Origin of the sequence: Massilia sp. LXY-6 (assembly GCF_051233485.1) — a bacterium.
GTDB lineage: Bacteria > Pseudomonadota > Gammaproteobacteria > Burkholderiales > Burkholderiaceae_D > Telluria.
In genome coordinates this window covers 61,276-83,394 of the sequence record NZ_JBKFGF010000033.1, presented here as the reverse complement: position 1 = coordinate 83,394, position 22,119 = coordinate 61,276, and the positions used below count along the sequence as shown (strand labels likewise).

At 64.7% G+C, this 22,119-nt stretch carries 25 protein-coding genes; 13 read left to right on the top strand and 12 right to left on the bottom strand.

Going from position 1 to position 22,119, the window contains the following annotated elements; translation table 11 throughout:
• Nucleotides 1–222 (top strand): DNA-3-methyladenine glycosylase (locus ACI48D_RS15930; protein WP_435572214.1); only part of this gene is annotated, 222 nt, incomplete at its 5' end.
• On the opposite strand, the gene ACI48D_RS15925 is transcribed toward ACI48D_RS15930, so the two are convergent.
• Both ACI48D_RS15925 and ACI48D_RS15920 read right to left on the bottom strand, forming a co-directional pair.
• Nucleotides 219–1,898 carry a methyl-accepting chemotaxis protein gene (locus ACI48D_RS15925; RefSeq protein WP_435572213.1) on the bottom strand — a complete coding sequence of 560 codons (1,680 nt, stop codon included), beginning with the start codon at nt 1,896–1,898 and terminating at the stop codon, nt 219–221. The genes ACI48D_RS15930 and ACI48D_RS15925 overlap by 4 nt on opposite strands.
• A 77-nt stretch (nt 1,899–1,975) precedes the next feature.
• Nucleotides 1,976–2,425: a cache domain-containing protein gene (locus ACI48D_RS15920; protein WP_435572212.1), complete on the bottom strand. Its 450-nt coding sequence runs from the start codon at nt 2,423–2,425 to the stop codon at nt 1,976–1,978.
• 277 nt (nt 2,426–2,702) lie between these two features.
• On the opposite strand from ACI48D_RS15920, the gene ACI48D_RS15915 reads away from it, so the two are divergent.
• The 3 genes from ACI48D_RS15915 to ACI48D_RS15905 are packed head-to-tail and all read left to right on the top strand — an operon-like array spanning nt 2,703 to nt 6,245.
• A complete protein-coding gene (locus tag ACI48D_RS15915) occupies nt 2,703–4,106 on the top strand; it encodes a KamA family radical SAM protein (protein WP_435572211.1) in 1,404 nt (467 codons plus the stop codon).
• 17 nt (nt 4,107–4,123) lie between these two features.
• Nucleotides 4,124–5,425 carry an MFS transporter gene (locus ACI48D_RS15910; protein WP_435572210.1) on the top strand — a complete coding sequence of 434 codons (1,302 nt, stop codon included), beginning with the start codon at nt 4,124–4,126 and terminating at the stop codon, nt 5,423–5,425.
• On the top strand, nt 5,394–6,245 hold the full coding sequence (locus ACI48D_RS15905; protein WP_435572209.1) for a fumarylacetoacetate hydrolase family protein: 852 nt from the start codon (nt 5,394–5,396) through the stop codon (nt 6,243–6,245). The genes ACI48D_RS15910 and ACI48D_RS15905 overlap by 32 nt, the downstream gene beginning before the upstream one ends.
• Nucleotides 6,246–6,295: 50 nt before the next feature.
• Here ACI48D_RS15905 and ACI48D_RS15900 read toward each other — a convergent pair whose 3' ends face one another.
• Nucleotides 6,296–7,045 carry a TauD/TfdA family dioxygenase gene (locus ACI48D_RS15900; RefSeq protein WP_435572208.1) on the bottom strand — a complete coding sequence of 250 codons (750 nt, stop codon included), beginning with the start codon at nt 7,043–7,045 and terminating at the stop codon, nt 6,296–6,298.
• A gap of 46 nt (nt 7,046–7,091) precedes the next feature.
• A complete protein-coding gene (locus tag ACI48D_RS15895) occupies nt 7,092–8,417 on the bottom strand; it encodes an aspartate aminotransferase family protein (protein ID WP_435572207.1) in 1,326 nt (441 codons plus the stop codon).
• A gap of 126 nt (nt 8,418–8,543) precedes the next feature.
• On the opposite strand from ACI48D_RS15895, the gene ACI48D_RS15890 reads away from it, so the two are divergent.
• Nucleotides 8,544–9,098 carry a carboxymuconolactone decarboxylase family protein gene (locus ACI48D_RS15890; RefSeq protein WP_435572206.1) on the top strand — a complete coding sequence of 185 codons (555 nt, stop codon included), beginning with the start codon at nt 8,544–8,546 and terminating at the stop codon, nt 9,096–9,098.
• 174 nt (nt 9,099–9,272) lie between these two features.
• Here ACI48D_RS15890 and ACI48D_RS15885 read toward each other — a convergent pair whose 3' ends face one another.
• The 4 genes from ACI48D_RS15885 to yjgA are packed head-to-tail and all read right to left on the bottom strand — an operon-like array spanning nt 9,273 to nt 11,366.
• Nucleotides 9,273–9,470 (bottom strand): hypothetical protein, encoded by a 198-nt coding sequence (locus ACI48D_RS15885; RefSeq protein ID WP_435572205.1) that lies wholly within the window; start codon nt 9,468–9,470, stop codon nt 9,273–9,275.
• Between the two features lie 3 nt (nt 9,471–9,473).
• Nucleotides 9,474–10,142, bottom strand: coding sequence for an alpha/beta hydrolase (locus ACI48D_RS15880; protein ID WP_435572204.1), 669 nt, complete (start codon nt 10,140–10,142; stop codon nt 9,474–9,476).
• A gap of 17 nt (nt 10,143–10,159) precedes the next feature.
• Entirely contained in the window at nt 10,160–10,780 is a 621-nt protein-coding gene (gene mog / locus ACI48D_RS15875; RefSeq protein ID WP_435572203.1) for a molybdopterin adenylyltransferase, read from the bottom strand.
• Nucleotides 10,764–11,366: a ribosome biogenesis factor YjgA gene (yjgA, locus tag ACI48D_RS15870; RefSeq protein WP_435572202.1), complete on the bottom strand. Its 603-nt coding sequence runs from the start codon at nt 11,364–11,366 to the stop codon at nt 10,764–10,766. Before yjgA ends, mog begins: the two co-directional genes overlap by 17 nt.
• Nucleotides 11,367–11,459: 93 nt before the next feature.
• On the opposite strand from yjgA, the gene pmbA reads away from it, so the two are divergent.
• Entirely contained in the window at nt 11,460–12,812 is a 1,353-nt protein-coding gene (gene pmbA / locus ACI48D_RS15865) for a metalloprotease PmbA (RefSeq protein ID WP_435572201.1), read from the top strand.
• 26 nt (nt 12,813–12,838) lie between these two features.
• On the opposite strand, the gene ACI48D_RS15860 is transcribed toward pmbA, so the two are convergent.
• Nucleotides 12,839–13,888, bottom strand: coding sequence for a porin (locus ACI48D_RS15860; protein WP_435572200.1), 1,050 nt, complete (start codon nt 13,886–13,888; stop codon nt 12,839–12,841).
• Nucleotides 13,889–14,130: 242 nt separating this feature from the next.
• Here ACI48D_RS15860 and nfsB point away from each other — a divergent pair, with 242 nt between their 5' ends.
• Nucleotides 14,131–14,784, top strand: a complete 654-nt coding sequence (nfsB, locus tag ACI48D_RS15855; protein WP_435572199.1) for an oxygen-insensitive NAD(P)H nitroreductase — start codon at nt 14,131–14,133, stop codon at nt 14,782–14,784.
• 3 nt (nt 14,785–14,787) lie between these two features.
• On the opposite strand, the gene ACI48D_RS15850 is transcribed toward nfsB, so the two are convergent.
• Both ACI48D_RS15850 and ACI48D_RS15845 read right to left on the bottom strand, forming a co-directional pair.
• Entirely contained in the window at nt 14,788–15,609 is an 822-nt protein-coding gene (locus ACI48D_RS15850) for a hypothetical protein (protein WP_435572198.1), read from the bottom strand.
• 88 nt (nt 15,610–15,697) lie between these two features.
• Nucleotides 15,698–16,831 (bottom strand): M14 family metallopeptidase, encoded by a 1,134-nt coding sequence (locus ACI48D_RS15845; protein ID WP_435572197.1) that lies wholly within the window; start codon nt 16,829–16,831, stop codon nt 15,698–15,700.
• 129 nt (nt 16,832–16,960) lie between these two features.
• On the opposite strand from ACI48D_RS15845, the gene ACI48D_RS15840 reads away from it, so the two are divergent.
• Nucleotides 16,961–17,224: a DUF2442 domain-containing protein gene (locus ACI48D_RS15840; protein ID WP_435572196.1), complete on the top strand. Its 264-nt coding sequence runs from the start codon at nt 16,961–16,963 to the stop codon at nt 17,222–17,224.
• Here the strand turns inward: ACI48D_RS15840 and paaX are convergent.
• Entirely contained in the window at nt 17,197–18,123 is a 927-nt protein-coding gene (gene paaX / locus ACI48D_RS15835) for a phenylacetic acid degradation operon negative regulatory protein PaaX (protein ID WP_435572195.1), read from the bottom strand. The two genes, ACI48D_RS15840 and paaX, sit on opposite strands and share 28 nt — an antisense overlap.
• A gap of 129 nt (nt 18,124–18,252) precedes the next feature.
• Between paaX and paaA the strand changes: the two genes are divergently transcribed.
• The 5 genes from paaA to paaE all read left to right on the top strand — a co-directional run bounded on the left by paaA (nt 18,253) and on the right by paaE (nt 22,044).
• Complete coding sequence (gene paaA / locus ACI48D_RS15830; protein ID WP_435572194.1) at nt 18,253–19,239, top strand: 1,2-phenylacetyl-CoA epoxidase subunit PaaA; 987 nt, start codon at nt 18,253–18,255, stop codon at nt 19,237–19,239.
• Between the two features lie 106 nt (nt 19,240–19,345).
• Entirely contained in the window at nt 19,346–19,630 is a 285-nt protein-coding gene (gene paaB / locus ACI48D_RS15825; RefSeq protein ID WP_047821541.1) for a 1,2-phenylacetyl-CoA epoxidase subunit PaaB, read from the top strand.
• A gap of 20 nt (nt 19,631–19,650) precedes the next feature.
• On the top strand, nt 19,651–20,415 hold the full coding sequence (gene paaC, locus ACI48D_RS15820; protein WP_435572193.1) for a 1,2-phenylacetyl-CoA epoxidase subunit PaaC: 765 nt from the start codon (nt 19,651–19,653) through the stop codon (nt 20,413–20,415).
• Nucleotides 20,416–20,432: 17 nt separating this feature from the next.
• The gene (paaD, locus tag ACI48D_RS15815) at nt 20,433–20,963 is read left to right on the top strand and encodes a 1,2-phenylacetyl-CoA epoxidase subunit PaaD (protein WP_435572192.1); all 531 of its coding nucleotides are present in this window, start codon (nt 20,433–20,435) and stop codon (nt 20,961–20,963) included.
• Between the two features lie 4 nt (nt 20,964–20,967).
• Entirely contained in the window at nt 20,968–22,044 is a 1,077-nt protein-coding gene (gene paaE, locus ACI48D_RS15810) for a 1,2-phenylacetyl-CoA epoxidase subunit PaaE (protein WP_435572191.1), read from the top strand.
• Nucleotides 22,045–22,119: the final 75 nt, after the last annotated feature.

Below are 22,119 nucleotides of genomic sequence, written 5' to 3'. Positions count from 1 at the left end.
CATTGGCTGCTGTGCTCCGGGCCGGGCAAGCTGTGCCAGGCGCTGGGAGTGACGCGGGCGCTGAACGGGCGCTCGCTGGCGCAGCCGCCATTCGAGCTGGCGGCCGCGCCGAAGGGCATCGAGGTGGTGGCCGGGCCGCGCATCGGCATCTCGAAGGCGGTCGACGTGCCGTGGCGCTTCGGCCTGGCGCACTCGCGCTACGTGAGCAAGCCCTTCCGCTAGGCGCGCCGGCGCGCCGGCGTGCGGTGTTCGAGCACCGGACGCGAACCGCGCAGCGGGCTGTCGGCCGCACGCCGCTCGACTTGCGCGAAGTCCGCGTCTTCCTGGTCGCCGGCCTCGGCGACCGGTTCGACGCCTTCGATCTTGAATACCGAGACTGCACGCGTCAGGTTGACGGTCTGGTCGTGCAGGCTGGCCGCCGCCGCCGCAGCTTGCTCGACCAGGGCCGCATTCTGCTGGGTCATGTCGTCCATCTGGCCGACGGCGCGGTTGACTTCGGCGATGCCTTCGGCCTGTTCGGTGCTGGCGTCACTGATGCGGCTGATGATGTCGTTCACCTGCTGCACCGAGGCGACCACGCTGCCCATGCTGGCGCCGGCCTCGTTGACCGAGGCGCTGCCGCTGTCGACGATCGCAACCGAGTCGGCGATCAGGGCCTTGATCTCCTTTGCCGCCGAGGCCGAACGCTGGGCCAGCGTGCGCACCTCGCTTGCCACCACGGCGAAGCCGCGCCCCTGTTCGCCGGCACGCGCCGCTTCCACCGCCGCGTTCAGCGCCAGGATATTGGTCTGAAAGGAAATGCCGTCGATGACGCCGATGATGTCGACGATCTTGCGCGAGCTGGCGCGGATCGATTCCATGGTGGTCACCGCGCGGTCGACCGACTGCCCGCCGCTGGTGGCCAGCCGGGTCGCCTCGGCCGCCAGTTCGGTGGCCAGGCGCGCATTGTTGGCGTTGTCCTTGACCGCCGTGGTCAGCGTTTCCATCGCGCTGGCGGTCTGCTGCAGCGAACCGGCCTGCAGCTCGGTGCGGGTCGACAGGTCGAGGTTGCCGGTGGCGATCTCCTTCGAGGCAGTGTCGATCGAACGCACCGAATTGAGCACGCTGCGCAGGGTCTGGTTGAGCGTGGCGATGGTGTGGTCGAGCGCACGGGAGACGCCGGCGATCTCGTCGCCGCCCTCGCTCTTCGCGCTGACCGACAGGCGACCCGCCGCCAGCTCGCCGACCACCGTTGAAATCGCGCCGATGTCGGCCAACATGGCGCGCCGCACGCGCATGGTTACCGCCAGCGACACGACGATCGACAACAGCACCAGGAAGGCCATGGTGCTGCCCAGGCTGTGGAATTCCTCGCGCGCGGCGGTGTAGGCCTGCTCGCTCAAGGTCTTTTCCAGGGCGGCCAGCTGGGCCAGCTGCTGGTTCAAGAGGCCGAAATCCTTTTCCGCCTTCTGCATCGAATTGGTGGCGATCGACTGGTCGACCTGCGCCATCTCGATGGTCTCCTGAACCGCCTTGGCATACGCGGCCAGCGCCGTCAAGGAAGCCTCGACCGGCTTGCGCTCGGCGGGGTTCGCCACTTTCGACAGCTCGCCCAGCTGGGTCTTGAGCGCGGCATGGCGGCGGCCGATGTCGGCGATCAGGGCATCGAGCCGGTTCTTCGCGAAGCTGCCGTTGATCCAGGCCAGCAGCTGGTAGGCGTTGGCGTGCACGTATTTTGCGTCGCCAGCGATGTCGGCGACGCTCTGCAGGCGTGCCGCCCGCACCTGCACCATGTTTTCCAGCGAGGCGTTCTGGCGCACCATCCCGTACCAGGCTGCGCCGGACAGCATCAGCAGTAATACCAGCACCAGTCCGGGCGCCAGCAGCAGCTTCGGACCGATCCGCAATTTTTTCAGCATGCTTTGCTCCTGCATGAACAACAACGGGGCGGCTTCCGCCGCCCATGATTCAGCGCCGGACCGCTACCGGCGCACCGTCATTTCTTGTACAGCCCGGCCTCCAGCACCACATCGTCGACCCGCAGGACGTAGGTCGTCTTCGGTTCGATCTTGCCCGACTTGGGATTCTTGTACTGGTAGTCGACCCAACCCTTGCCCTTGGCCGCAGCCGTCTCGATGATCTCGCGCCGGTACTTCTTGCCGTTGGCGTCCGGCACGTCGGTCAGGTCCTTGCCTACGATCGACGCGTTGTACGGGTGCGCCAGCATGATCCCGGTCTTGACGTCGCGCATGCCGACATACAGTTCACCCTGGCAGAAGTCCGGATCCTTGGCACTGATGCGTTTGATCATTTCAGCCTTACCCTTGTTCTTCATGAAGGCAGCGCCGCGTTCGACCATGGCGACGGCATCTTTTTCGGAGGGGTCGTTGGCCAGGGCGCTGGCACAGACCAGGCATAGGGCAGTAGCAGTGACGAGCAACTTCATGGCATGTCCTTTCGAAATGAGGCTTGGTCTAATGTTGCTTATTAGCATTGCGAACTCTACGCCGTGGGCTCTCCGGCCGAGTTGTTGTAACGCAAATTGGTGCGGATGTGTCCGCGCAGGGCACGACGCTGATCTTCCGCAGCGCATAAGCCTGTCCAGACAAGTAGCGCAGAAGGGATTGATTGGCGGCAACTCATGTTCCAGCACGCTGTCTACCATTAGTTCCTGCTAGAAATTAGTTCCGTACGTCAACCATTCTTCTTTGCGGAGAACCCCTGTGACCACTCCCGACGCCACCTTCCCGAAGTTCAAACCCTATACCCGACAGTCGATCGCCACTGCGCGCCAGTGGCAATGGATGCACCCCGACCTGCAGGAAGCGGTCCAGGTGATATCCCACGTGCTGCCGTTCCGTACTAACGAATATGTAATGGAGCAATTGATCGACTGGAGCAGGGTTCCCGACGATCCGATCTATCGGCTGACTTTCCCGCACCGCGACATGCTGCCGGCAAAAGAGTACGAACAGCTGCGCGAGCTGGTGCTGTTCAAAAAAGACGAGGCCGCGATTGCGAAGCTGGTGCACGCCATCCGCATGCGAATGAACCCGCACCCGGCCGGCCAGTTGACCCATAACGTCCCGCGCGTCAACGACGCTCCGCTCAAGGGGCTGCAGCACAAGTACAAGGAAACGGTGCTGTTCTTTCCGAGTTCGGGGCAGACCTGCCATGCCTACTGCACCTTCTGCTTCCGCTGGCCGCAGTTCGCCGGCATGGACGACATGAAGTTCGATGCCAAAGAAACCACCCAGCTGGTGTCCTACCTGGAAGCGCATCCGGACGTGACCGATGTCCTGTTCACCGGGGGCGACCCGATGATCATGAATACCCGTTCGCTGGCAGCTTTCATTGAACCGCTGCTGGAGCCGAAGCTGGCGCATATCCAGAACATCCGCATCGGCACCAAGTCGGTCGCCTACTGGCCGCAGCGTTTCGTGTCCGACCGTGACAGCGACGACCTGATGCGCCTGTTCGAGAAGGTGGTCGCGTCGGGCAAGAACCTCGCCATCATGGGCCACTACAACCACGCCGTCGAGCTGCGCAGTGCGGTGGCGCAGCAGGCGGTCAAGCGCATCGTCGGCACCGGCGCCACCCTGCGTATGCAAGGCCCGCTGATCCGCCATATTAACGAAGACCCGAAAAGCTGGGCCGAGCTGTGGACCACCGGGGTGCGCCTGGGCGCCATTCCCTACTACATGTTCGTCGAGCGCGACACCGGTCCGCGCGACTACTTCGCGCTGCCGCTGGTGAAGGCCCACGAAATCTTCCAGTCCGCCTATTCGATGGTGTCAGGCCTGTCGCGCACCGTGCGCGGACCGTCGATGAGTGCGTTCCCGGGCAAGGTCGTGATCGACGGCGTGGTCACCATCAACGGCGAAAAGCTGTTCGCGCTGCAGTTCCTCCAGGCCCGCAATCCCGAATGGGTCAGGAAGCCATTCTTCGCCAAGTACGACGCCGAGGCGACCTGGCTCGACGACCTGGTGCCGGCGTTCGGCCGCAAGAAGTTCTTCTTCGAGGGAGAGGGCGAGGCCGCTCTGCACGGACCGGCCGGGCGCGTGATCCCGATTGCGCAGGCAGGCCGCGACCGGCGCGCCAGCGACAACCAGCCCACCGCCGCATGACAAGCTGAAGAGCTCACATGGACTCTCCAGCCCAACCGCCGCGCCTGACACGCGCGGCGGTTTTTACATGCGTCTTCCTGCCGTTCGCGCTCGGGCATTTCCTCTCCTGCCTGATGCGCAACGTGAATGCCGTGCTGGCTCCCTACCTGGTCAGCTCGATGCACCTGACGCCGGCGCAGCTCGGCCTGCTCACCAGCGCGCTGTTCTTTTCGTTTGCGCTGGTGCAGCTGCCGGTCGGGATCGCGCTCGACCGTTGGGGCCCGCGCACGGTGCAGCTGGTGCTGATGCTGTGCGCCGCCCTTGGCACGCTCATGTTCGCGTTCGGCCAGAGTTTCGGCGAATTGATACTGGCGCGCTTCGTGATCGGCCTGGGGCTGGGCGGCTGCTTCATGTCGGCGATGAAGGCGGTCGCGACCTGGGTCTCGGCCGACAAGCTGCCCTCGATGAACGGTTATCTGATGGCGGCCGGCGGCCTGGGATCGGCCACCGGCACCACGCCCGTGCGGCTGGCCCTGCAGTTCACCGATTGGCGCCATCTGTTCATCGTGCTGGCCGGCTCCATCGCGTGCACCGGGTTGCTGATCGCGCTGGTCTACCCGCAGACCGCCAGGCCGTCCAGCGCCAGGCCGCCCGACCTGCGCTCGGTGCTCGCGGTCTACCGGCATCCGGCATTTCGCAAGGTCGCCTCGTTCGTGCTGCTGCCCCACATGGTGTTCTTCGGCGTGCAGGGCCTGTGGATCGGCCGCTGGCTGTCGGATACCGCCGGCTTTTCCGACGCCGCGGTGGCCTGGCTGCTGTACCTCAGCATGGCGGCCGTCATCTTCGGCGCGATCGGCACCGGCATGCTCACCGAATGGGCAGGCCGGCGCGGCATCGCACGGCTCGACGTGGCGGCGGCCGGGGTGGCGCTGTTCGTGCTGGTGCAGCTGGCGATCGCGCTGAATTGGCGTCCCAGCCTGCAACTGCTGTCGGTCCTGTTCACGCTGGTGGGCACCATCACTGGAATCGAGTTCGCGATCGTCACGCAGAGCATGCCCAAGGAGCTGACCGGGCGCGCCGCCACCTGCCTGAACCTCCTGATTTTCGTCGGTGCATTCCTGGTGCAGGCCGGCTTCGGCCAACTGGTCGGGCTGTGGACGCCCGACGCGGGCAACCATTATCCGGCGACCGCTTACCGGGTCGCGTTCGGGGTCCTGGTGATGCTGCAGCTTCCCGGGCTGCTCAACTACTTCCTTCGGCGGCGTCCGGTACAATGCGAGATCGCTAAGATCACCCCGAAGGAAGACTATGAGATTGGTACGCTACGGTCGCCCCGGTAAGGAAAAGCCGGGACTGATCGACGAAGAAGGACGGCTGCGCGCGCTGTCAGGTGTCATTGACGACATCGACGCCGCCGTCCTCTCCGACCGCGCCCTGCGCAAGATCGCGAAGATCGACTACAAGACGCTGCCGCTGGTACGCGGGAACCCACGCTTCGGCGTGCCGGTCAAGGGTGTCGGCAAGTTCATCGGCATCGGCATGAACTACTCGGACCACGCGGCCGAAGTCGGCGCGCCGGTCCCGAAAGAGCCGATCATGTTCACGAAGGCGATCAGCTGCCTGTCCGGCCCGGACGACCCGATCCAGCTGCCCAAGGGGTCGAAGAAGACCGACTGGGAAGTGGAGCTGGGCGTCGTGATCGGCACCCGCGCGCAATACGTCAGCGAAGAGGACGCGCTCGATTACGTGGCCGGTTACTGCGTCGTCAACGACGTCTCGGAACGCGCCTACCAGTTCGAGCTGGGTTCGCAGTGGGACAAGGGCAAGGGCTGCGACAGCTTTGGCCCGGTCGGCCCGTGGCTGGTCACGCGCGACGAGGTGCTCGACGTGCAGGACCTGAACCTGTACCTGGAGGTGAACGGCAAGCGCATGCAGACCGGGAACACCGCGAACATGATCTTCTCGGTAGCGCAGATCGTCAGCTACCTGTCGCGCTTCATGACCCTCGAGCCGGGCGACATCATCTGCACCGGCACCCCGCCGGGCGTCGGCATGGGCCGCGCGCCGCAGCGCTTCCTCAAGAAGGGCGACCAGGTACGCCTGGGGATCGAAGGCCTGGGCGAACAGCAGCAGGATGTGCTGGCCTATCCCAAGGCGTAAATGGTGGACTGGCGCGGCATTGCGCCGCGCCTGCGTCGCAAGCACCCGGGTCAGCTTAGCCAGTAGCGCGTCAGGTGACGCACCGGGTCCTTGTATTCACTGCGGGCATGCATCAGCCGCTGGTTATCCCAGATCAGCAGACTGCCTTCCGGGATCAGCACCGGAATCACGTGTCGATAAAAGAAGCGTTCGGCCAGCTTCGCGATATTCCCCGGTGGCGTGCCCGCGTATTGCGCGAACGAGGAGGATGTCATGTCGCTTTCCGAAGGATTGACATCGCCGTAGTGGAACTGGTTATAGCTGAAGCGGAACACCCTGGCGCCATCCTTCTCTTCCAGCAGCCTGGCGCGATGCAAGAGCTGCTCGCTGACCCCCGGCACGGCGCTGGATGAAAATTCGACCTCGTTCTGCTCCATCCACTGCTGCAGGTCCGGACTGAGCGATTGGTGGAACGCGAAGCCGTCGGCCAGCAGGGTCTGTCCGCCGCCGCACTGTGCCTGCCGGTGGCAGTGCAGCGCCAGGTATTTGGGCGGCGGGTCGTACACGGGCGCTTCGGTATGGGGGCCGATTTCATTCTTGCTTTGCGAGTACGGCAGCTTGTCGAAGCCGGGCTTGAGCGTGACTTCGTAGGTTTCCTCTCCATTCAATTGCGGAATGATGCGTCCGAAATGCGCCAGGGCGGCGCGGGGGCCGTCGCGCAACAAGTCCGGCGCCAGAATCGTCCAGCCGCGCTCGAGCAATTCGGCCTTGCACATGTCGATACTGGCCGTGACTTTTTCAATGACGTTCGACTCACTCATTTTGCTGGTTCCTCGTTAAAAGGTTTGCCAAGTACTGCCGTTTGTCTCAGGACTGCAGCGCCGCATCCACGGCCTCCGTCAGCCGTGCCACGATTTCCCCCAGCTCCGACGCGCTCACGATGAACGGCGGCGCCAGCAGCACATGGTCGCCATGCTGCCCGTCGATGGTGCCTCCCATCGGGAACACCATCAGTCCGCGCTTCATCGCCTGCGCCTTGACCGCCGCATGCAGCTTGCGCTCGGGCGCGAACGGCGCCTTGGTCGCGCGGTCCTGCACCAGCTCCAGTCCCATGAACAGGCCGCGTCCGCGGATGTCGCCCACGTGTGGATGATTGGCGAACGCGCTGCCCAGCATGCGCCTGAGCGTCGCACCGCGCTCCTGGACCTGTGCCAGCAGCTTGTCGCGCTCGATCACCTTCTGCACCGCCAGTGCCGCCGCCGCCGCCACTGGATGCCCGATATAGGTATGGCCATGCATGAACGCGCCGCTGCCCTTGCGCAGCCGTTCCACGATGGCGCCATTTGCCAGCACCGCGCCGATCGGCTGGTAGCCGGCGCCCAGGCCCTTGGCAATCGCGATAATGTCCGGCGCCACGCCTTCCTGCTCGATCGCGTACATGGTGCCGGTGCGGCCCATGCCGCACGCGATCTCGTCCGCGATGAACAGCACGCCGTGGCGGTCGCAGATCTTGCGCACGCCCTTGAAGTAGCCGGGGGTCGGCGGGATCGCGCCGGCGGAGGCGCCGATCACCGGCTCGGCCACGAAGCCGATCACGTTCTGCGGCCCGGCCTTGATGATCGCGGTCTCGAGTTCGTCCAGCAGCGCGGCGGTGTATTCGTCGACGCTCTGGTGGGCGCCGCGTCCCCGGTATTCGTAGGGGGCCGACACGCGCGGCGCATCCATCAGGAGCGGCGCGAACGGTTTGCTGCGCCATTCGCTGCCGCTGATGGCCAGCGCGCCCAAGGTATTGCCGTGGTAGCTGGGGCGGCGCGCGATAAACATCGAGCGCTGCGGCTCGCCGCCCTCGTAGAAATATTGGCGCGCCAGCTTGAGCGCGGTTTCCATCGCCTCCGACCCGCCCGAGAGGAAATACACCGCATCGATGCCGTCGGGCGCCGCCGCCACCAGCCGGTCGGCCAGCTCCTCGGCCACTCCGGTAGTGAAGAAGCCGGTGTGCGCGTAGGCGCAGTGGTCGATCTGGCGGTGCATCGCCTCGATCACGTCAGGGTGGCCGTGGCCGAGCGAGGACACGGCAGCCCCGCCACATGCATCGATATAGGAGTTGCCCTGGCTGTCGCGTATCAGGATGCCTTGGGCCGACACGGCGACCGGCGGGGTCTGGCGCAGGCTGCGGTGGATGATATGGCTCATTGCTGCTCCCTTCTCCAAAAAATTGAAGGTTGACAATAAGCCCGGCCACGTCGGTTTCTTTTGATTTTTGCGGGAAGCTGTGCGAATATTTTTCCACCAAGACACTTTCGCCAGGAGCGCTCCACCATGACCGACCGCCTCGGCCCGATTCCGCCGGAAGAGATGAATCCCGCCCAGCGCAGCGCCGCGCAGGCGATCATCGAAGGCCCGCGCGGCGCCCTGTATGGCCCGTTCGTGCCGCTGCTGCGCAGCCCCGAACTGATGGAACATGCCCAGCGCATGGGCGAATACCTGCGCTATCGCAGCGCGGTCGGCACCCGCCTGTCGGAACTGGCGATCCTGGTCACCGCGCGCGAATGGAACCAGCAGGTGGAGTGGGCGATCCATGAGCCGATCGCCCGCCAGGTCGGCATCACCGGCGACGTGGTCAGTGCCATCGCGCGCCGCGAGCGCCCGAAGGCGATGCTGGTCGACGAGGAGGTGGTCTATGACTTCTGCCTGGAACTGCAGCGCGACAAGCGCGTGTCCGATCGCGTCTACAAGGATGCGGTGGCGCTGTTCGGCGAGCAGGGCGTGGTCGACCTGATGGGCCTGAACGGCTACTACACCTTGCTGGCAATGGTGATGAACGCGGCGCAGACCGGGGCCCCGTCATCGAGCGCCGAGCCGCTGCCGGAATGAGCGGCAGCGCTGGACTGGTTCGTCGGCGCGCCGGGGATGGGATCTTGTGGGGCACCAGCGCGGACACGGCGGCTGGCTGCCGGTCAGCCAGCGTTTCCAGCACCTGTTCCGGGGAATGTGAAGAGCGCCTACCAAAACCCATGGCGGCGCTGGAGCTTTGTTAGGCGCTCTTTATCAGGCCAGCGCTTCCTTGGCCGCCTGTTCCGGCGTCAGCTCGTCGTAGAACATGTCGGTGAACCACTCGACGTTCTCTTCGATGTGTTCCTGCGCCTGCGCCTGGGTGGCGCCGCCGGCGACCAGATGTTTTTCGACTTCGATGCACCAGTTAATCAGTGCCATCGTCTCTTCGTCGAGTTCTTCTTTCTTTGCCATCGCTTACCCCAAAACCTTTTTGAAGAAGGCCGACATGGCCTGGACCTCTTCCAGGCACACCGAGTGCTGCATGGCGTACTCGTGCCACTCGATCTGGTAGCCCAGCGAGACCAGCAGGTCGCGCGACATCTCGGCGCGGTTGATGGGTACCACGTTGTCGTGGCGGCCGTGGGCCATGAAGATCGGCGTGGCCAGGCTTTCCTGGGTGCGCTCCACCGCCAGCTTGCTTGAGAGCGGCACGTAGCCGGACAGGCAGATCATGCCGGCCAGCGCTTCCGGGTGGCGCAGGCCGGCCTGGATCGTCATCGCGCAGCCTTGCGAGAAGCCGGCCAGGACGATGCGCGAGGCCGGGATGCCGCGCGCCTTTTCGCGCGCGATGAAGGCTTCGACTTCCTGTTGCGAGGCGCGCAGGCCGTTCTCGTCCTCGCGCCGCGTCAGTTCGGCGCCGGTGATGTCGTACCAGGCGCGCATCACGTAGCCGCCGTTGACGGTGACCGGCATGGTGCGCGCGTGCGGGAAGATGAAGCGGATGCCCGGCAGGCCCGCCAGGTCGAGTTCGCGCACGATGGGCACGAAGTCGTTGCCGTCCGCGCCCAGGCCGTGCAGCCAGATGACGGAGACTTCCGGGTTGTCGCTGGTGTCGACGGTGACGTGTTCGAGCAGCTCGCTCATGGGCTTTCCTCTGGGGCTTATTTTTTCTTGGGACGCCAGGCGGTGCAGACGTCCGGGTTGGTATCGATGAAGGGGCCGCCGATCAGGTCGATGCAATAGGGGACCGCGGCGAAGATGCCGTTGACGACCGTCTTGCCCTCGCCATCCTTCAGGCCTTCGAGGGTTTCCTTGATCGATTTCGGCTGGCCCGGCAGGTTCAGGACCAGGGCAGCATGATCAGAAGCGGGGTTTGGCGTCTCGCGGATCACCGCCACCTGGCGCGACAGGATCGCGGTCGGCACGAAGTGCAGGCTGACCTGGCGCATCTGCTCGCCGAAGCCGGGCATTTCCTTGGTGCCGATGGCGAGGGTCGCCTCCGGGGTGACGTCGCGCCGTGCCGGGCCGGTGCCGCCGGTGGTCAGCACCAGGTGGCAGCGCGCCTCGTCGACGAGTTCGACGAGGGTGCGCTCGATATCGTCGCGGTTGTCGGGGATCAGGCGGGTCTCGACGCGGAACGGGGTGGTCAGCGCCTTCTGCAGCCATTCCTGTAGGGCCGGGATGCCCTTGTCCTCGTAGACGCCGCCGCTGGCGCGGTCCGAGACCGAGACCAGGCCGACGACCAGCTCCTTGTCCACCTGAGCCTTATTCTCCAGACTCATCGTCACCGTCCTCGCCTTCGCCTTCTTCCGGAGCCGCCGCTTTGGCCGGCTTGGCCAGGTCCTTCAGGATCTGGAAGATCTCGCGGTAGGCCTTCGGCGGCTTGTTCTCGGCCTGCTCCTTGCGGGCATTGCGGATCAGGGTGCGCAGGTGCTGCACGTCCAGCTGCGGATGCTCTTCCAGCAGCTGGGTCAGGGCCTTGTCGTCGGCCAGCAGCTTCTCGCGGCGGCGCTCCAGTGCGTGCAGGGCGGCGGCTTCGGCCTTCGACGTGCCTTTCCAGCTCTCGATGGTGCGCTGGATGACGGCGACTTCCTCCTCGTCGAGGCTGCGCATCATCTTGCCCACGTACTGCAGCTGGCGGCGCCGGCCTTCGTGGTTGGTGATGGTCTGGCACATGAGGATGGCGTCGCGCACTTCGTCCGGCATCGGGACGCGCTTCACGCGGTCGCGCGGCGCTTCGATGAGCTGTTCGCCGAGCTTTTGTAACTCGTTACTCTGCCGCTTCAGTTCGGACTTGGAAGGGCGGTCGTATTCCGGTTCGAACTCGTCGGAGCGGAAGCCGACAGCGCCGCGGTTTGCATTTGGCATGATGATCTAGATTCGCCAAGCGCACGGCTTGACGGTAAAAACAGTAAACGGCTGCTATGATAACTGTTTTAGGGCTCGCTACGAAAAACGCACATGAACGACTCCGTCTTTACCCATACCCAGGATCAGCTCAAGCAGCTCGCACAGGACGTGCTGGCAATTGCCAAGGAAACCGGCGCCAGCGATGCATCGGTCGAGATCAGCGAGGGTAGCGGGCTGGCGGTGACGGTGCGCAAGGGCCAGGTCGAGACCATCGAGCAGAACAAGGACAAGGGCATCGGCGTAACCGTCTACTGCGGCCAGCGCCGCGGTCATGCCAACACCTCCGATTTTTCCAGCGCCTCGCTGCGCGCCACGGTGGAGGCGGCCTACAACATCGCCCGCTTCACCGCCGAAGACCCGGCCGCCGGCCTGCCGGACGCGGAGCTGCTGGAAATGAACCCGCGCGACCTGCGCCTGTGCTACCCCTGGGATATCGACGCCGAGGAAGCCGTGCGCATCGCCCAGCGCTGCGAAGCGGCCGCCTTCGGCGTCGACAAGCGCATCACCAACAGCGAAGGCGCCAGCGTCTACGTCCAGCAGTCGCACTTCGTGGCCGCCAACAGCCTCGGTTTCTGCGCCGGCTACCCGTTCTCGCGCCACACCCTGTCGGTCGCGCCGATCGCCGGCAAGGGCGCCCACATGCAGCGCGACGACTGGTACAGCTCGGCGCGCGACCCGAACAAGCTGGCCGACGCCGAAAAGGTCGGCCGCTACGCCGCCGAGCGCGCGCTGGCACGCCTGCACGCGCGCAAGCTCGACACCCGCACCTGTCCGGTGCTGTTCGAAGCCCCGCTGGCCGCTGGCCTGGTCGGTGCGTTTGTCCAGGCAACGTCGGGCGGCGCCCTGTACCGCAAGTCGAGCTTCCTGCTCGATACGCTGGGCCAGCAGATCTTCCCCTCGCACATCCAGATCGTCGAAGACCCGCACATCGTCGGCGCGGTCGGCTCCTCGCCCTTCGACGAGGAAGGCGTGCGCACCCAGACCCGCAAGGTCGTCAGTGACGGCGTGCTGCAGGGCTATTTCTTGTCCTCGTATTCGGCGCGCAAGCTGGGCATGCAAACCACCGGCAACGCCGGCGGCTCGCACAACCTGGAAATGCTGTCGAAGGAAACCAAAATCGCCGACGACTTCGAAGGCATGCTGCGCAAGATGGGCACCGGCCTGCTGGTTACCGAACTGATGGGGCAGGGCACCAACTATGTTACCGGCGACTATTCGCGCGGCGCGTCCGGCTACTGGGTCGAGAACGGCGTGATCCAGTACCCGGTCGAGGAAATCACCATCGCCGGCAACATGAAGGACATGTTCCAGTCCATCGTCGGCATCGGCAATGACGTGCTGACGCGCGGTAACAAGTCGACTGGCTCGATCCTGATCGAGAAGATGGTGATTGCCGGCAGCTGAGGCCGGCGCCTGCCGATTTCACAAAGTCAAAAGCGGTGCTGGATGCCGACCGACAGGTTGCGCATGTCGCTGCCGAAGCCGGCCTCGTCCCGGGACAGGCTGACGAGCTGGTCGTGCTTGGCCTTGGCATAGGCCGCGACCGTGTACAGATCGGTGCGCTTGGACAGTGCATAGCGGGCACGGACGACGACCATGATGGGATCCGCGTCGGTGTTCGCCGGCACCTTGCGCACGTCCTGGTAGTACACCGCGCCGGTCAGCGTGAGCCTCGGGGCGATCAGATAATTGAGGCCCAGCCAGTACAGGCGGGCACGCACGTCCGGTGTCAGCACTTTGGCGGACTCGAGCCGGTAGTCGCGCGCACCGGCCTGCAGTTTCAGTGCGCCGCTGTTGACCATCGCACCCAGGTGCCAGGCAGTCGTCTCGTCGCGATTCCCCGTCGCGGCCACCTTGTTCCCGTTGATCCGTTCATAGGTCGCCACGACCGAATACGGCCCGCTTGCATAGTTCAGCGCCACGGCGCCCTTGGCGCTGTCGCCTATCGTTGACGACTGTTCCCCGGCGCCGTAATTCAGGCCAATCGAGAAATTGCCGAACTTGCCGGTGTACTTGACCATGTTGTCGAAGCCGGTGGTCATGCCGTATTTGCTGGCGCCGCTTGCATTGCCGGTCGGAACCCACGAATAAAACGGCGCATATCCCAGCGGATCGTACGCGAGCACGAAGTCATACACCGAGGTAAAGGAGCGTCCGAGTACCAGGCGCCCGTAACGCCCTTCGAGGCCGACATTGGCTTGGCGCTTGAACAGCGGGTTGTCGGCGGTGCCCGTATCCGGCGCGATGCCCATCTCGAGCTGATAGACCGCTTTCAGGCCGTCGCCGAGATCCTCGCTGCCGCGAAAGCCGAGGCGCGAGGTGTTCATGCCGCTCGCGCTGACGCGCCAGGTAGTGCCTTTATCCTTGGTGATGTTGGTCGTCGGGCCAAACAGCACGTCGAGGAGGCCATAGACCTCGGTATTCGACTGTGCAAGCGCGCTGCTCGAAGCCAGCGCGCCGACGATCAAGGTGCTGTTCAACGCCCATTTTTTGCACCCAATCAGTTTTATCATCCCATCCTCTGCAAATAGATATCGATAGAAGTGGCCAAGAAGCATCTTCATCAATATCAGTTTTTGCGCTTAGGAAATTTGCGCTGCCGCATTGTTGAGATGAGCTGTGGAAATATGCCCACGCCCAAAACCGGAAGAGGTCGGCTTGCACGCGATGTTTGGCTTCCTGTAATAATGTGCTGTTATGCATCGCACATGAAAGGAAGCACATGAACATTCTCGCCGCCGCCACCAAGCGCCACACCGCCAAGGCCTACGACCCGACCCGCCGCGTCCCCGACGAGCTGATGCAGCAGATCTACGGCCTGCTGCGCAATAGCCCGTCCTCGGTCAACTCCCAGCCCTGGCACTTCATCGTCGCCAGCACGCCGGAAGCGAAGGCCCGCATGGCCAAGGGCGCCCAGGGCGGCTTCTCGTACAACGAAGCGAAGATCGTCAACGCCTCGCACGTGATCCTGTTCTGCGTGCGCGCCGATGCCGACCAGCAGCACCTGGACCAGGTCCTGGAGCAGGAACAGCGCGATGGCCGCTTCCGCGACGAGGCCGCGAAAGCCGGCCAGGCCAAGGGCCGCCTGGGCTATGTGAACCTGCACCGCTACACCCAGAAAGACTTGCCGCAATGGCTGGAAAAGCAGGTCTACATCGCCCTCGGCAGCGCGATGCTGGGCGCGGCCAACCTGGGCATCGACACCACGCCGATGGAAGGCATCGACGTCGCCACGCTGGACGCGGAGTTCGGCCTGCACGAGCGCGGCCTGACCAGCCTGGTGATGCTGAGCTTCGGCTACCACGCCGAGACCGACTTCAACGCCGGCCTGCCGAAGTCGCGCCTGGCCGAACAACAGGTATTCACTTTCCTGTAATGCTCAGTTGACTATCCCGAAGGGGCGGAGCATGGGAAACCATGCCTGCTCCAGGAGCTTCATGAATCCCTCGCGGGTCGGGTAGCCCTCGTTTTCCCAATCCTGGGTGTAGTGTTTCGGATCGGCCGCCAGGATGCCGCGGCTGTCGACGTGGAGCACGCGTTCCAGGGGCGAGTGGAATTCCGCCAGCACCTCGTCGTTGACGGCGTCGATCATCAATCGCATGACTTCGGTGCGGAAGGCGAGGTCGGGATCGACGTTGGCGTCGTCCATGACCGTCGTGATCCAGCCGCCATGGCTGTCGACGAAGCCGCGGCCGTCGGGCACCGGATAGTCGTAGCCGTTCAGGAAGATCGGTTGCTGCCACGGCGTCCTGCGGTAGGCCCAGCGGATCGCGCGGATGATGCCGTTCAGGCCTTCGCTGATGTGGTACAGCAGCAGGTCGAGGCGCGCCGCCGAAAAGCAGGCGGACGGCGCGGACGCGGCGGAGCAGTCGTCGCGCAGCGCCAGCCGGTGCTCGAGCGCGTCGTTGGCGAAGCCGCCGAGATAGAACTCGCTGAAGTGGAACTCCGGCGACAGGTGCGTGCGGATCACGCTCGCGTACGCGCCGTCGCCGATGTATTCGTTGAGCCGGGCGCCGTTGAAGCCGAGCAGGCGCACCGCGGCATGCTCGGGCACGACTTGCGGATGCTCGACCAGCGCCTGCAGCAGCGTCTGTTCGGCATGCCAGAACCAGGCGTCGCCCAGCGCCAGCCCGGCGGGAGGCGGCGCCCCCGGTTCCGGACTTTCACCTGGCCGATACACGCTCCCCCCGACATTACGCATCCTGTTCTCCGCTCCTGGCCGCCACTCATGCTTTTGACAGGAGGCGGCGCGGACCGGTTCCCAAACGGGCCGGGAGGACCGTGCGGGCTTACTTGATCGCGCGGACCGCCTGCAGCACCGGCTGCAGCACGGCGGCGCCGAGGCGGGCACTGCGCGCGCCGTCCCAGCCGACCAGCGGATCGGGGTCGTTGGCGTTGTCCTTGAACGGCAGTTCGAGGGTCAGCGACAGGCAGCCGAAGGCGTGCGTGATGTGCGGCGAGCCCATGGTCAGGGTCTCTGCGCTGTACGGGGTTTCGCCATAGCCATGCACGTCCTGGAAGTCCGGGCTGGCAACCATGAAGGCATCCGAGAAGGCTTTCTGCGCGGCGGCCTGTTCGGCGGTAAAGTTCGGCAGGGATTCGCTGCCGGCGATGAACACGTAGGGCAGGCCTTCGTCGCCATGCACGTCGAGGCACATGTCGACCCCGGTCTCGTGCATCTTCTTCAGCACCAGGAACACTTCCGGGCTGCGTTCCATGGTCGGGTTCATCCACTCGCGGTTCAGGTTGGCGCCGGCGGCGTTGGTGCGCAGGTTGCCGCGCACCGAACCGTCCGGGTTCATGTTCGGCACCACGTAGAACACGGTCTCTTTCAGCAGCTGGCGTCCGAACGGATGGGCCGGATCGAGCAGGGCGTCCAGCATGCCTTCGACGAACCACTCGGCCATCGTCTCGCCCGGGTGCTGGCGTGCGATCACCCACACCTTCTTCTTGCCTTCCGCCGGTTCGCCGATGACGAGCAGGTTCAGGTCGCGGCCGTCGACGGTCGAGCCGAGGTCGAGCATGCGCACGTGTTCGGACAGCTGGGCGCGGTCCAGCAGCTCCAGGTGGCGCTCCCACGAATACGGCTCGAAGTAGGCGTAGTACACGCTGTCCATGGCCGGGGTGTGCTCGATGCTCAGCACCTGGCCGTCGAAGCTGGTCGGCACGCGGAACCAGTTGATGCGGTCGTAGCTCGCCATCGCGTTGTAGTCTTCCCAGCCCTTCGGATAGGCCGACTGGCCGGCGTTGAGCAGGCGGATCGTGCAGGGTTGCGCCTGCGCGCCCTGCAGGCGGAAGTAGAACCACTGGGTGATGTCGGCGTGCGAATCCTTGCGGATGTTCAGGTCGATGGCGTTCGCGCTCGTGGCGTTCACGACTTCGATGGCGCCGGCGTCGAACTGGCTGCTGATCTTGATAGACATGGTATGTCCTGTCGTTGGTAAGCCATCATCATACCCATACCTCGTTTCGGCGCGCAAATCGGCTCGTCTGCTGCCGCTCAAATGCACGCCTTCCGGCTTTTGCTACCGTTGCCGTTTCGGAGGAAAACAATGAAGAATGAAATCCGCGTGGCACGTGCAGAAATCACCAGCATCGACAGCCAGGGCTTCTGGCTGCGCTGCCATCGGGAAGAGCTGTATCTGCCATTCGCCATGTTCCCCTGGTTCGAGCACGCCACGGTGGCGCAGCTGTGCCGGGTCGAGTGCTTTGGCGATACCTGCCTGTACTGGCCGGGCCTCGACCTGGAGCTGAGCGTCGAGAGCATCCGCCTGTCGATGGCCGCGCCTCAGCGCAATCCGCCGAACCTGTCGTAAAACCCGGCGTCGGCGTCCGGCGCGTCCGCGTCTTCCTTGCGCAGCACGTCCATCAGGTAGGCCTCGGCGCGCTGCCAGGCCAGCCGGTAGATCGCCTGCGCCAGAGCATAGGCTTCCGATCCCGGCCAGGGCTCGGGCAGGAGCTCCAGCGGCAGCATCGGGTCGTGCAGCTGGACCCGGCGGTAGGCGTGGATCAGCAGGCTGCGCACCACGAACGCGGCCTCGGGCGCCAGCTCCGGCTCCTCGCGCAGCACCGCCAGCAGCGGCGTGAACTCGTCGACGAAGCGGCGGTAGTCGGCCACCACGCCGGACAGGTCCCAGCCTTCGCGCACCAGTTCGCCCAGCGGGCGCGAGCCGGCATCCGGCAGTTCGGCGGCGCTGCAGACGAACACCTTGCCGCTGCCCTTGATGCGATCGAGGATCTCGGCCAGCGGCGCCGGGTCGGCCGCCGGATGCGCCAGCAAGCCTGGCGCCAGCATCGCGTAGCCTTCCCACGCGAGCTCCTTGCGCACGGCCGCGCGCAGGCCCGCATCGATGCTGCCGTTGGGCGCCATCACGATGGTCCAGCGGCCGTCCCAGTTCAGGCCGGGCGGCGCGTAGATGCGGCGGTTCGCGCGTTCGAAGCGCGGGCGCGCCTCGGGCAGCAGGGCATAGCTGCTGCGCCGTCCCTCGCGGTTGGCGACCAGCCAGCCTTCCTGCACCAGGCGGAACACGCTGGTGCGCACCAGGCGGTCGGTGACGCCCATCGGCGCAACCAGTTCGATCAGGCTGCCCAGCCACAGGCGGGCGCCGTGCGGGGCGATCGCGTCGCCGAAGATCGTCATGACCAGCGACTTCGAGCGCGGCGGATCGGTGGTGAGGAAGCGGGCTATCCACTCCGTGCTGGTGAGCATTTTCATGTAGTTACTTTACCGTAATCACAAAGTTTTCTGCGGATTGTTGCGTCTCGATATGATTCAAAATTTTTGTGTACATCGCGTTTTTTGTATCGTATTATGGATTCAGACAGAACACAAACGGAGACAGCCATGTATGCCCAAATGGTAGAAACCGGCCTCAAGAAAGTGCAGACGCGCGATGACATGAGCGCCGAAGAACAGGCTTTCCAGGCCCGCATCGACGCCGGTGTCAAGATCGAGCCGAAGGACTGGATGCCCGAGGCTTACCGCAAGACCCTGGTGCGCCAGATTTCCCAGCACGCCCACTCCGAGATCGTCGGCCAGCTCCCCGAAGGGAACTGGGTCACGCGTGCCCCCACGCTGAAGCGAAAGTCGATCCTGCTGGCCAAGATCCAGGACGAGGCCGGCCACGGCCTGTATCTGTACAGCGCCGCCGAAACCCTCGGCGTGTCGCGCGACGAGCTGCTGGACGCCCTCCATGCGGGCAAGGCCAAGTACTCAAGCATCTTCAATTACCCGACCCTGAGCTGGGCCGACATCGGCGCGATCGGCTGGCTGGTCGACGGCTCGGCCATCATCAACCAGATCCCGCTGTGCCGCTGCTCGTACGGTCCATATGCGCGCGCCATGATCCGCGTGTGCAAGGAAGAGTCCTTCCACGCGCGCCAGGGCTACGACATCATGATGAAGCTGGCCCAGGGCTCGCCCGAACAGAAGGCGATGGCGCAGGATGCCCTGAACCGCTGGTGGTGGCCCTCGCTGATGATGTTCGGCCCGTCGGATGCCGAGTCGGTCAACAGCGCGCAGTCGACCCAGTGGCGGATCAAGCTGTTTTCGAATGACGAGCTGCGCCAGCGCATGGTCGACCAGACCGTGCCGCAAGCCGAATTCCTGGGACTCACCGTCCCCGATCCGGACTTGAAGTGGAACGAAGAAAGCGGCCACTACGATTTCGGCGAGATCGACTGGGACGAATTCCATAACGTCCTGAAGGGCAACGGCCCCTGCAACAAGGACCGCCTGCGTACCCGCGTCAATGCATGGGAAGAGGGAGAGTGGTTCCGCGATGCGCTGGTGGCGTATGCGGACAAGCAGGCGGCGAAGAAGGCCGCTTAACACCACGTCGTCCCCGCGACGGCGGGGACCCAGGTTTGTTCGCAGGCTACTCGTGCAACTTGGCCCCCCGCCTTCGCGGGGGCGACGGATCTAACGGAGACACAAAATGAGCAAAGAATGGCCGCTGTGGGAAGTCTTCATCCGCAGCCAGCACGGACTCGCCCACAAGCACGTCGGCAGCCTGCACGCACCGGACGCCGAGATGGCGATCAACAATGCGCGCGACGTCTACACGCGCCGTAACGAAGGCGTTTCGATCTGGGTCGTGAAGGCGGCCGACATCGTCGCCTCCAGCCCGAGCGACAAGGACGCGCTGTTCGAACCGTCCAACAGCAAGGTCTATCGTCACCCGACCTTCTTCCCGATGCCGGAAGAAGTCAAGAACCTGTGAGGCGCGCAGTGGCTACCAGCATGGACAAGGCACAATCCGCGAAATTCGACTACCTGCTGCGACAGGGGGACAATGCCCTGATCCTGTCCCAGCAGCTGTCCCAGCTGTGCGGCAAGGGGCCGGCGCTCGAAGAAGACATGGCGCTCACCAACGTCGCCCTCGACCTGCTCGGCCAGACCCGCATGTGGCTGAGCTATGCCGGCGAGCTCGAAGGCCACGGCCGCGACGAGGACCGCCTCGCCTACCTGCGCGACAGCCGCGAGTTCCGCAATGTCCTGCTGGTCGAGCAGCCGAACGGCGACTACGCCCAGACCATGGTGCGCCAGTTCTTCTTCGACACCTGGCACTACTTCCTGATGCGCGGGCTGCTGGCCTCGACGGATAAACGCATCGCCGAGATCGCGGAAAAGTCGCTCAAGGAAGTGACCTACCACCTGCGCCGCAGCGGCGACCTGGTGGTGCGCCTGGGCGACGGCACCCCGGTCAGCCATGGCAAGATGCAGGCCGCCGTCGACGAGCTGTGGACCTATGCCGGCGAAGTCTTCCTCTACGACGAGATCGACCACGCCATGGTGGAGCAGGGCGTCGCACCCGCCGCGGAGACCGTGCGTGAAGCCTTCCTGCAGCACGTGTCGGAAGTCTTCAACGAAGCCACGCTGACCATGCCGTCAACAGACGCCTACATGCAGCGCGGCGGCAAGCAGGGCAGGCACACCGAGCGCCTCGGCTACGTCCTGGCCGAGATGCAGTTCCTGCAGCGCGCCTATCCGGGCGTCGAGTGGTAACACACATGGAGGCGGCAATGCTTGTCGATACCGCACAGGTCTGGGCCTGGCTGGGCGAGGTACCCGACCCGGAGATCCCGGTGATCTCGGTGGTCGACCTCGGCATCGTGCGCGAGGTCGCCTTCGAGGGCGCCGCCGGCGAGGAATGCGTGGTCACGATCACCCCGACCTATTCCGGCTGCCCGGCGATGCAGGTAATCGCCGAGGACGTCGAACACGCCCTGCGCGCACGCGGACTCCAGCGCGTGCGCATCGCCACCCGCCTGTCGCCGGCCTGGACCACCGACTGGATGAGCGACGCCGGCAAGGCCGCGCTGAAGGGCTACGGCATCGCGCCCCCGGTGCAGCAGGTGATCGACATCAGTGGCCTGAAACACGGCCGGGTCGCGTCCTTCTCACGCCATGCGATCCAGGAACCGGAGGTCGCCTGCCCACACTGCGGCTCGCACCATACCCGCCTCACCAGCCAGTTCGGCTCGACGCCATGCAAGGCGCTGTACCAGTGCCTCGACTGCCGCGAGCCTTTCGACTACTTCAAGTGTCATTAAGACGATGAGCAAATTCCATCCACTGACTGTCGCCAAGGTGAAGCACGAAACGCGCGACGCTATCGCCGTCACCTTCGACGTGCCGCCGAACCTGCGGGACGCATTCAAGTACCAGCAGGGCCAGCACCTGACGCTGCGCGCCATGATCGACGGCGAGGACGTGCGCCGCTCCTATTCGATCTGCTCCGCCGTGCAGGACGACTGCCTGCGGATCGCCATCAAGCGCGTGAACGGCGGTGTGTTCTCGACCTGGGCCAACGAATGCATCCGCCCCGGCGTGACGATCGACGTGATGCCGCCCGAGGGCCGCTTCAACCTGCCGCTCGACCCGGAAAGCAGCCGTCACTACCTGGCCTTCGCGGCCGGCAGCGGCATCACGCCGATCCTGTCGATCCTCAAGACCACCTTGCTGGCCGAGCCGGACAGCCGCTTCACCCTGCTGTACGGGAACCGCGCATCCTCGTCCGTGATCTTCCGCGACGAGCTGACCGACCTGAAGGACCAGTACATGGAGCGCCTGAACCTGGTCTACATCATGAGCCGCGAGCAGCAGGACATCGAGCTGTTCAACGGCCGCATCACCGAGGCCAAGTGCCGCCAGCTGTTCCAGCACTGGTTGCGCGTGGAAAACGTCGACTACGCCTTCATCTGCGGCCCCGAGGACATGATGCACGGTGTCTCCGCCGCGCTGCAGGAAGCGGGCATGCCGAAGGAACGCATCCGCATCGAGCTGTTCGCGGCCGGTGCGGCGAAGCTGGATCGCAAGCCGCGCCCCGTGTCGGCGGAAGCGCGCCACCAGACCGAAGTCACCGTGATCATGGACGGCAACCACGCCAGTTTCACGATGGACAAGGACAAGGAATCGCTGCTCGACGCCGGCCTGCGCGCAGGCATCGACATGCGCTACTCGTGCAAGGGCGGGGTATGCTCGACCTGCCGCTGCAAGGTGCTGGAAGGGCAGGTCGACATGGACGTCAACTACGCGCTCGAAGATTACGAAGTGGCGCGTGGCTTCGTGCTGAGCTGCCAGAGTTTTCCGGTGACGGACAAGATCGTCGTCGATTTCGACGTGCACGAATAAGTACCGCTAGCCTTCGCACGTCATCCCCGCGCAGGCGGGGATCCAAGTTCGCCGCATTCGAAAACCTCGATTCCC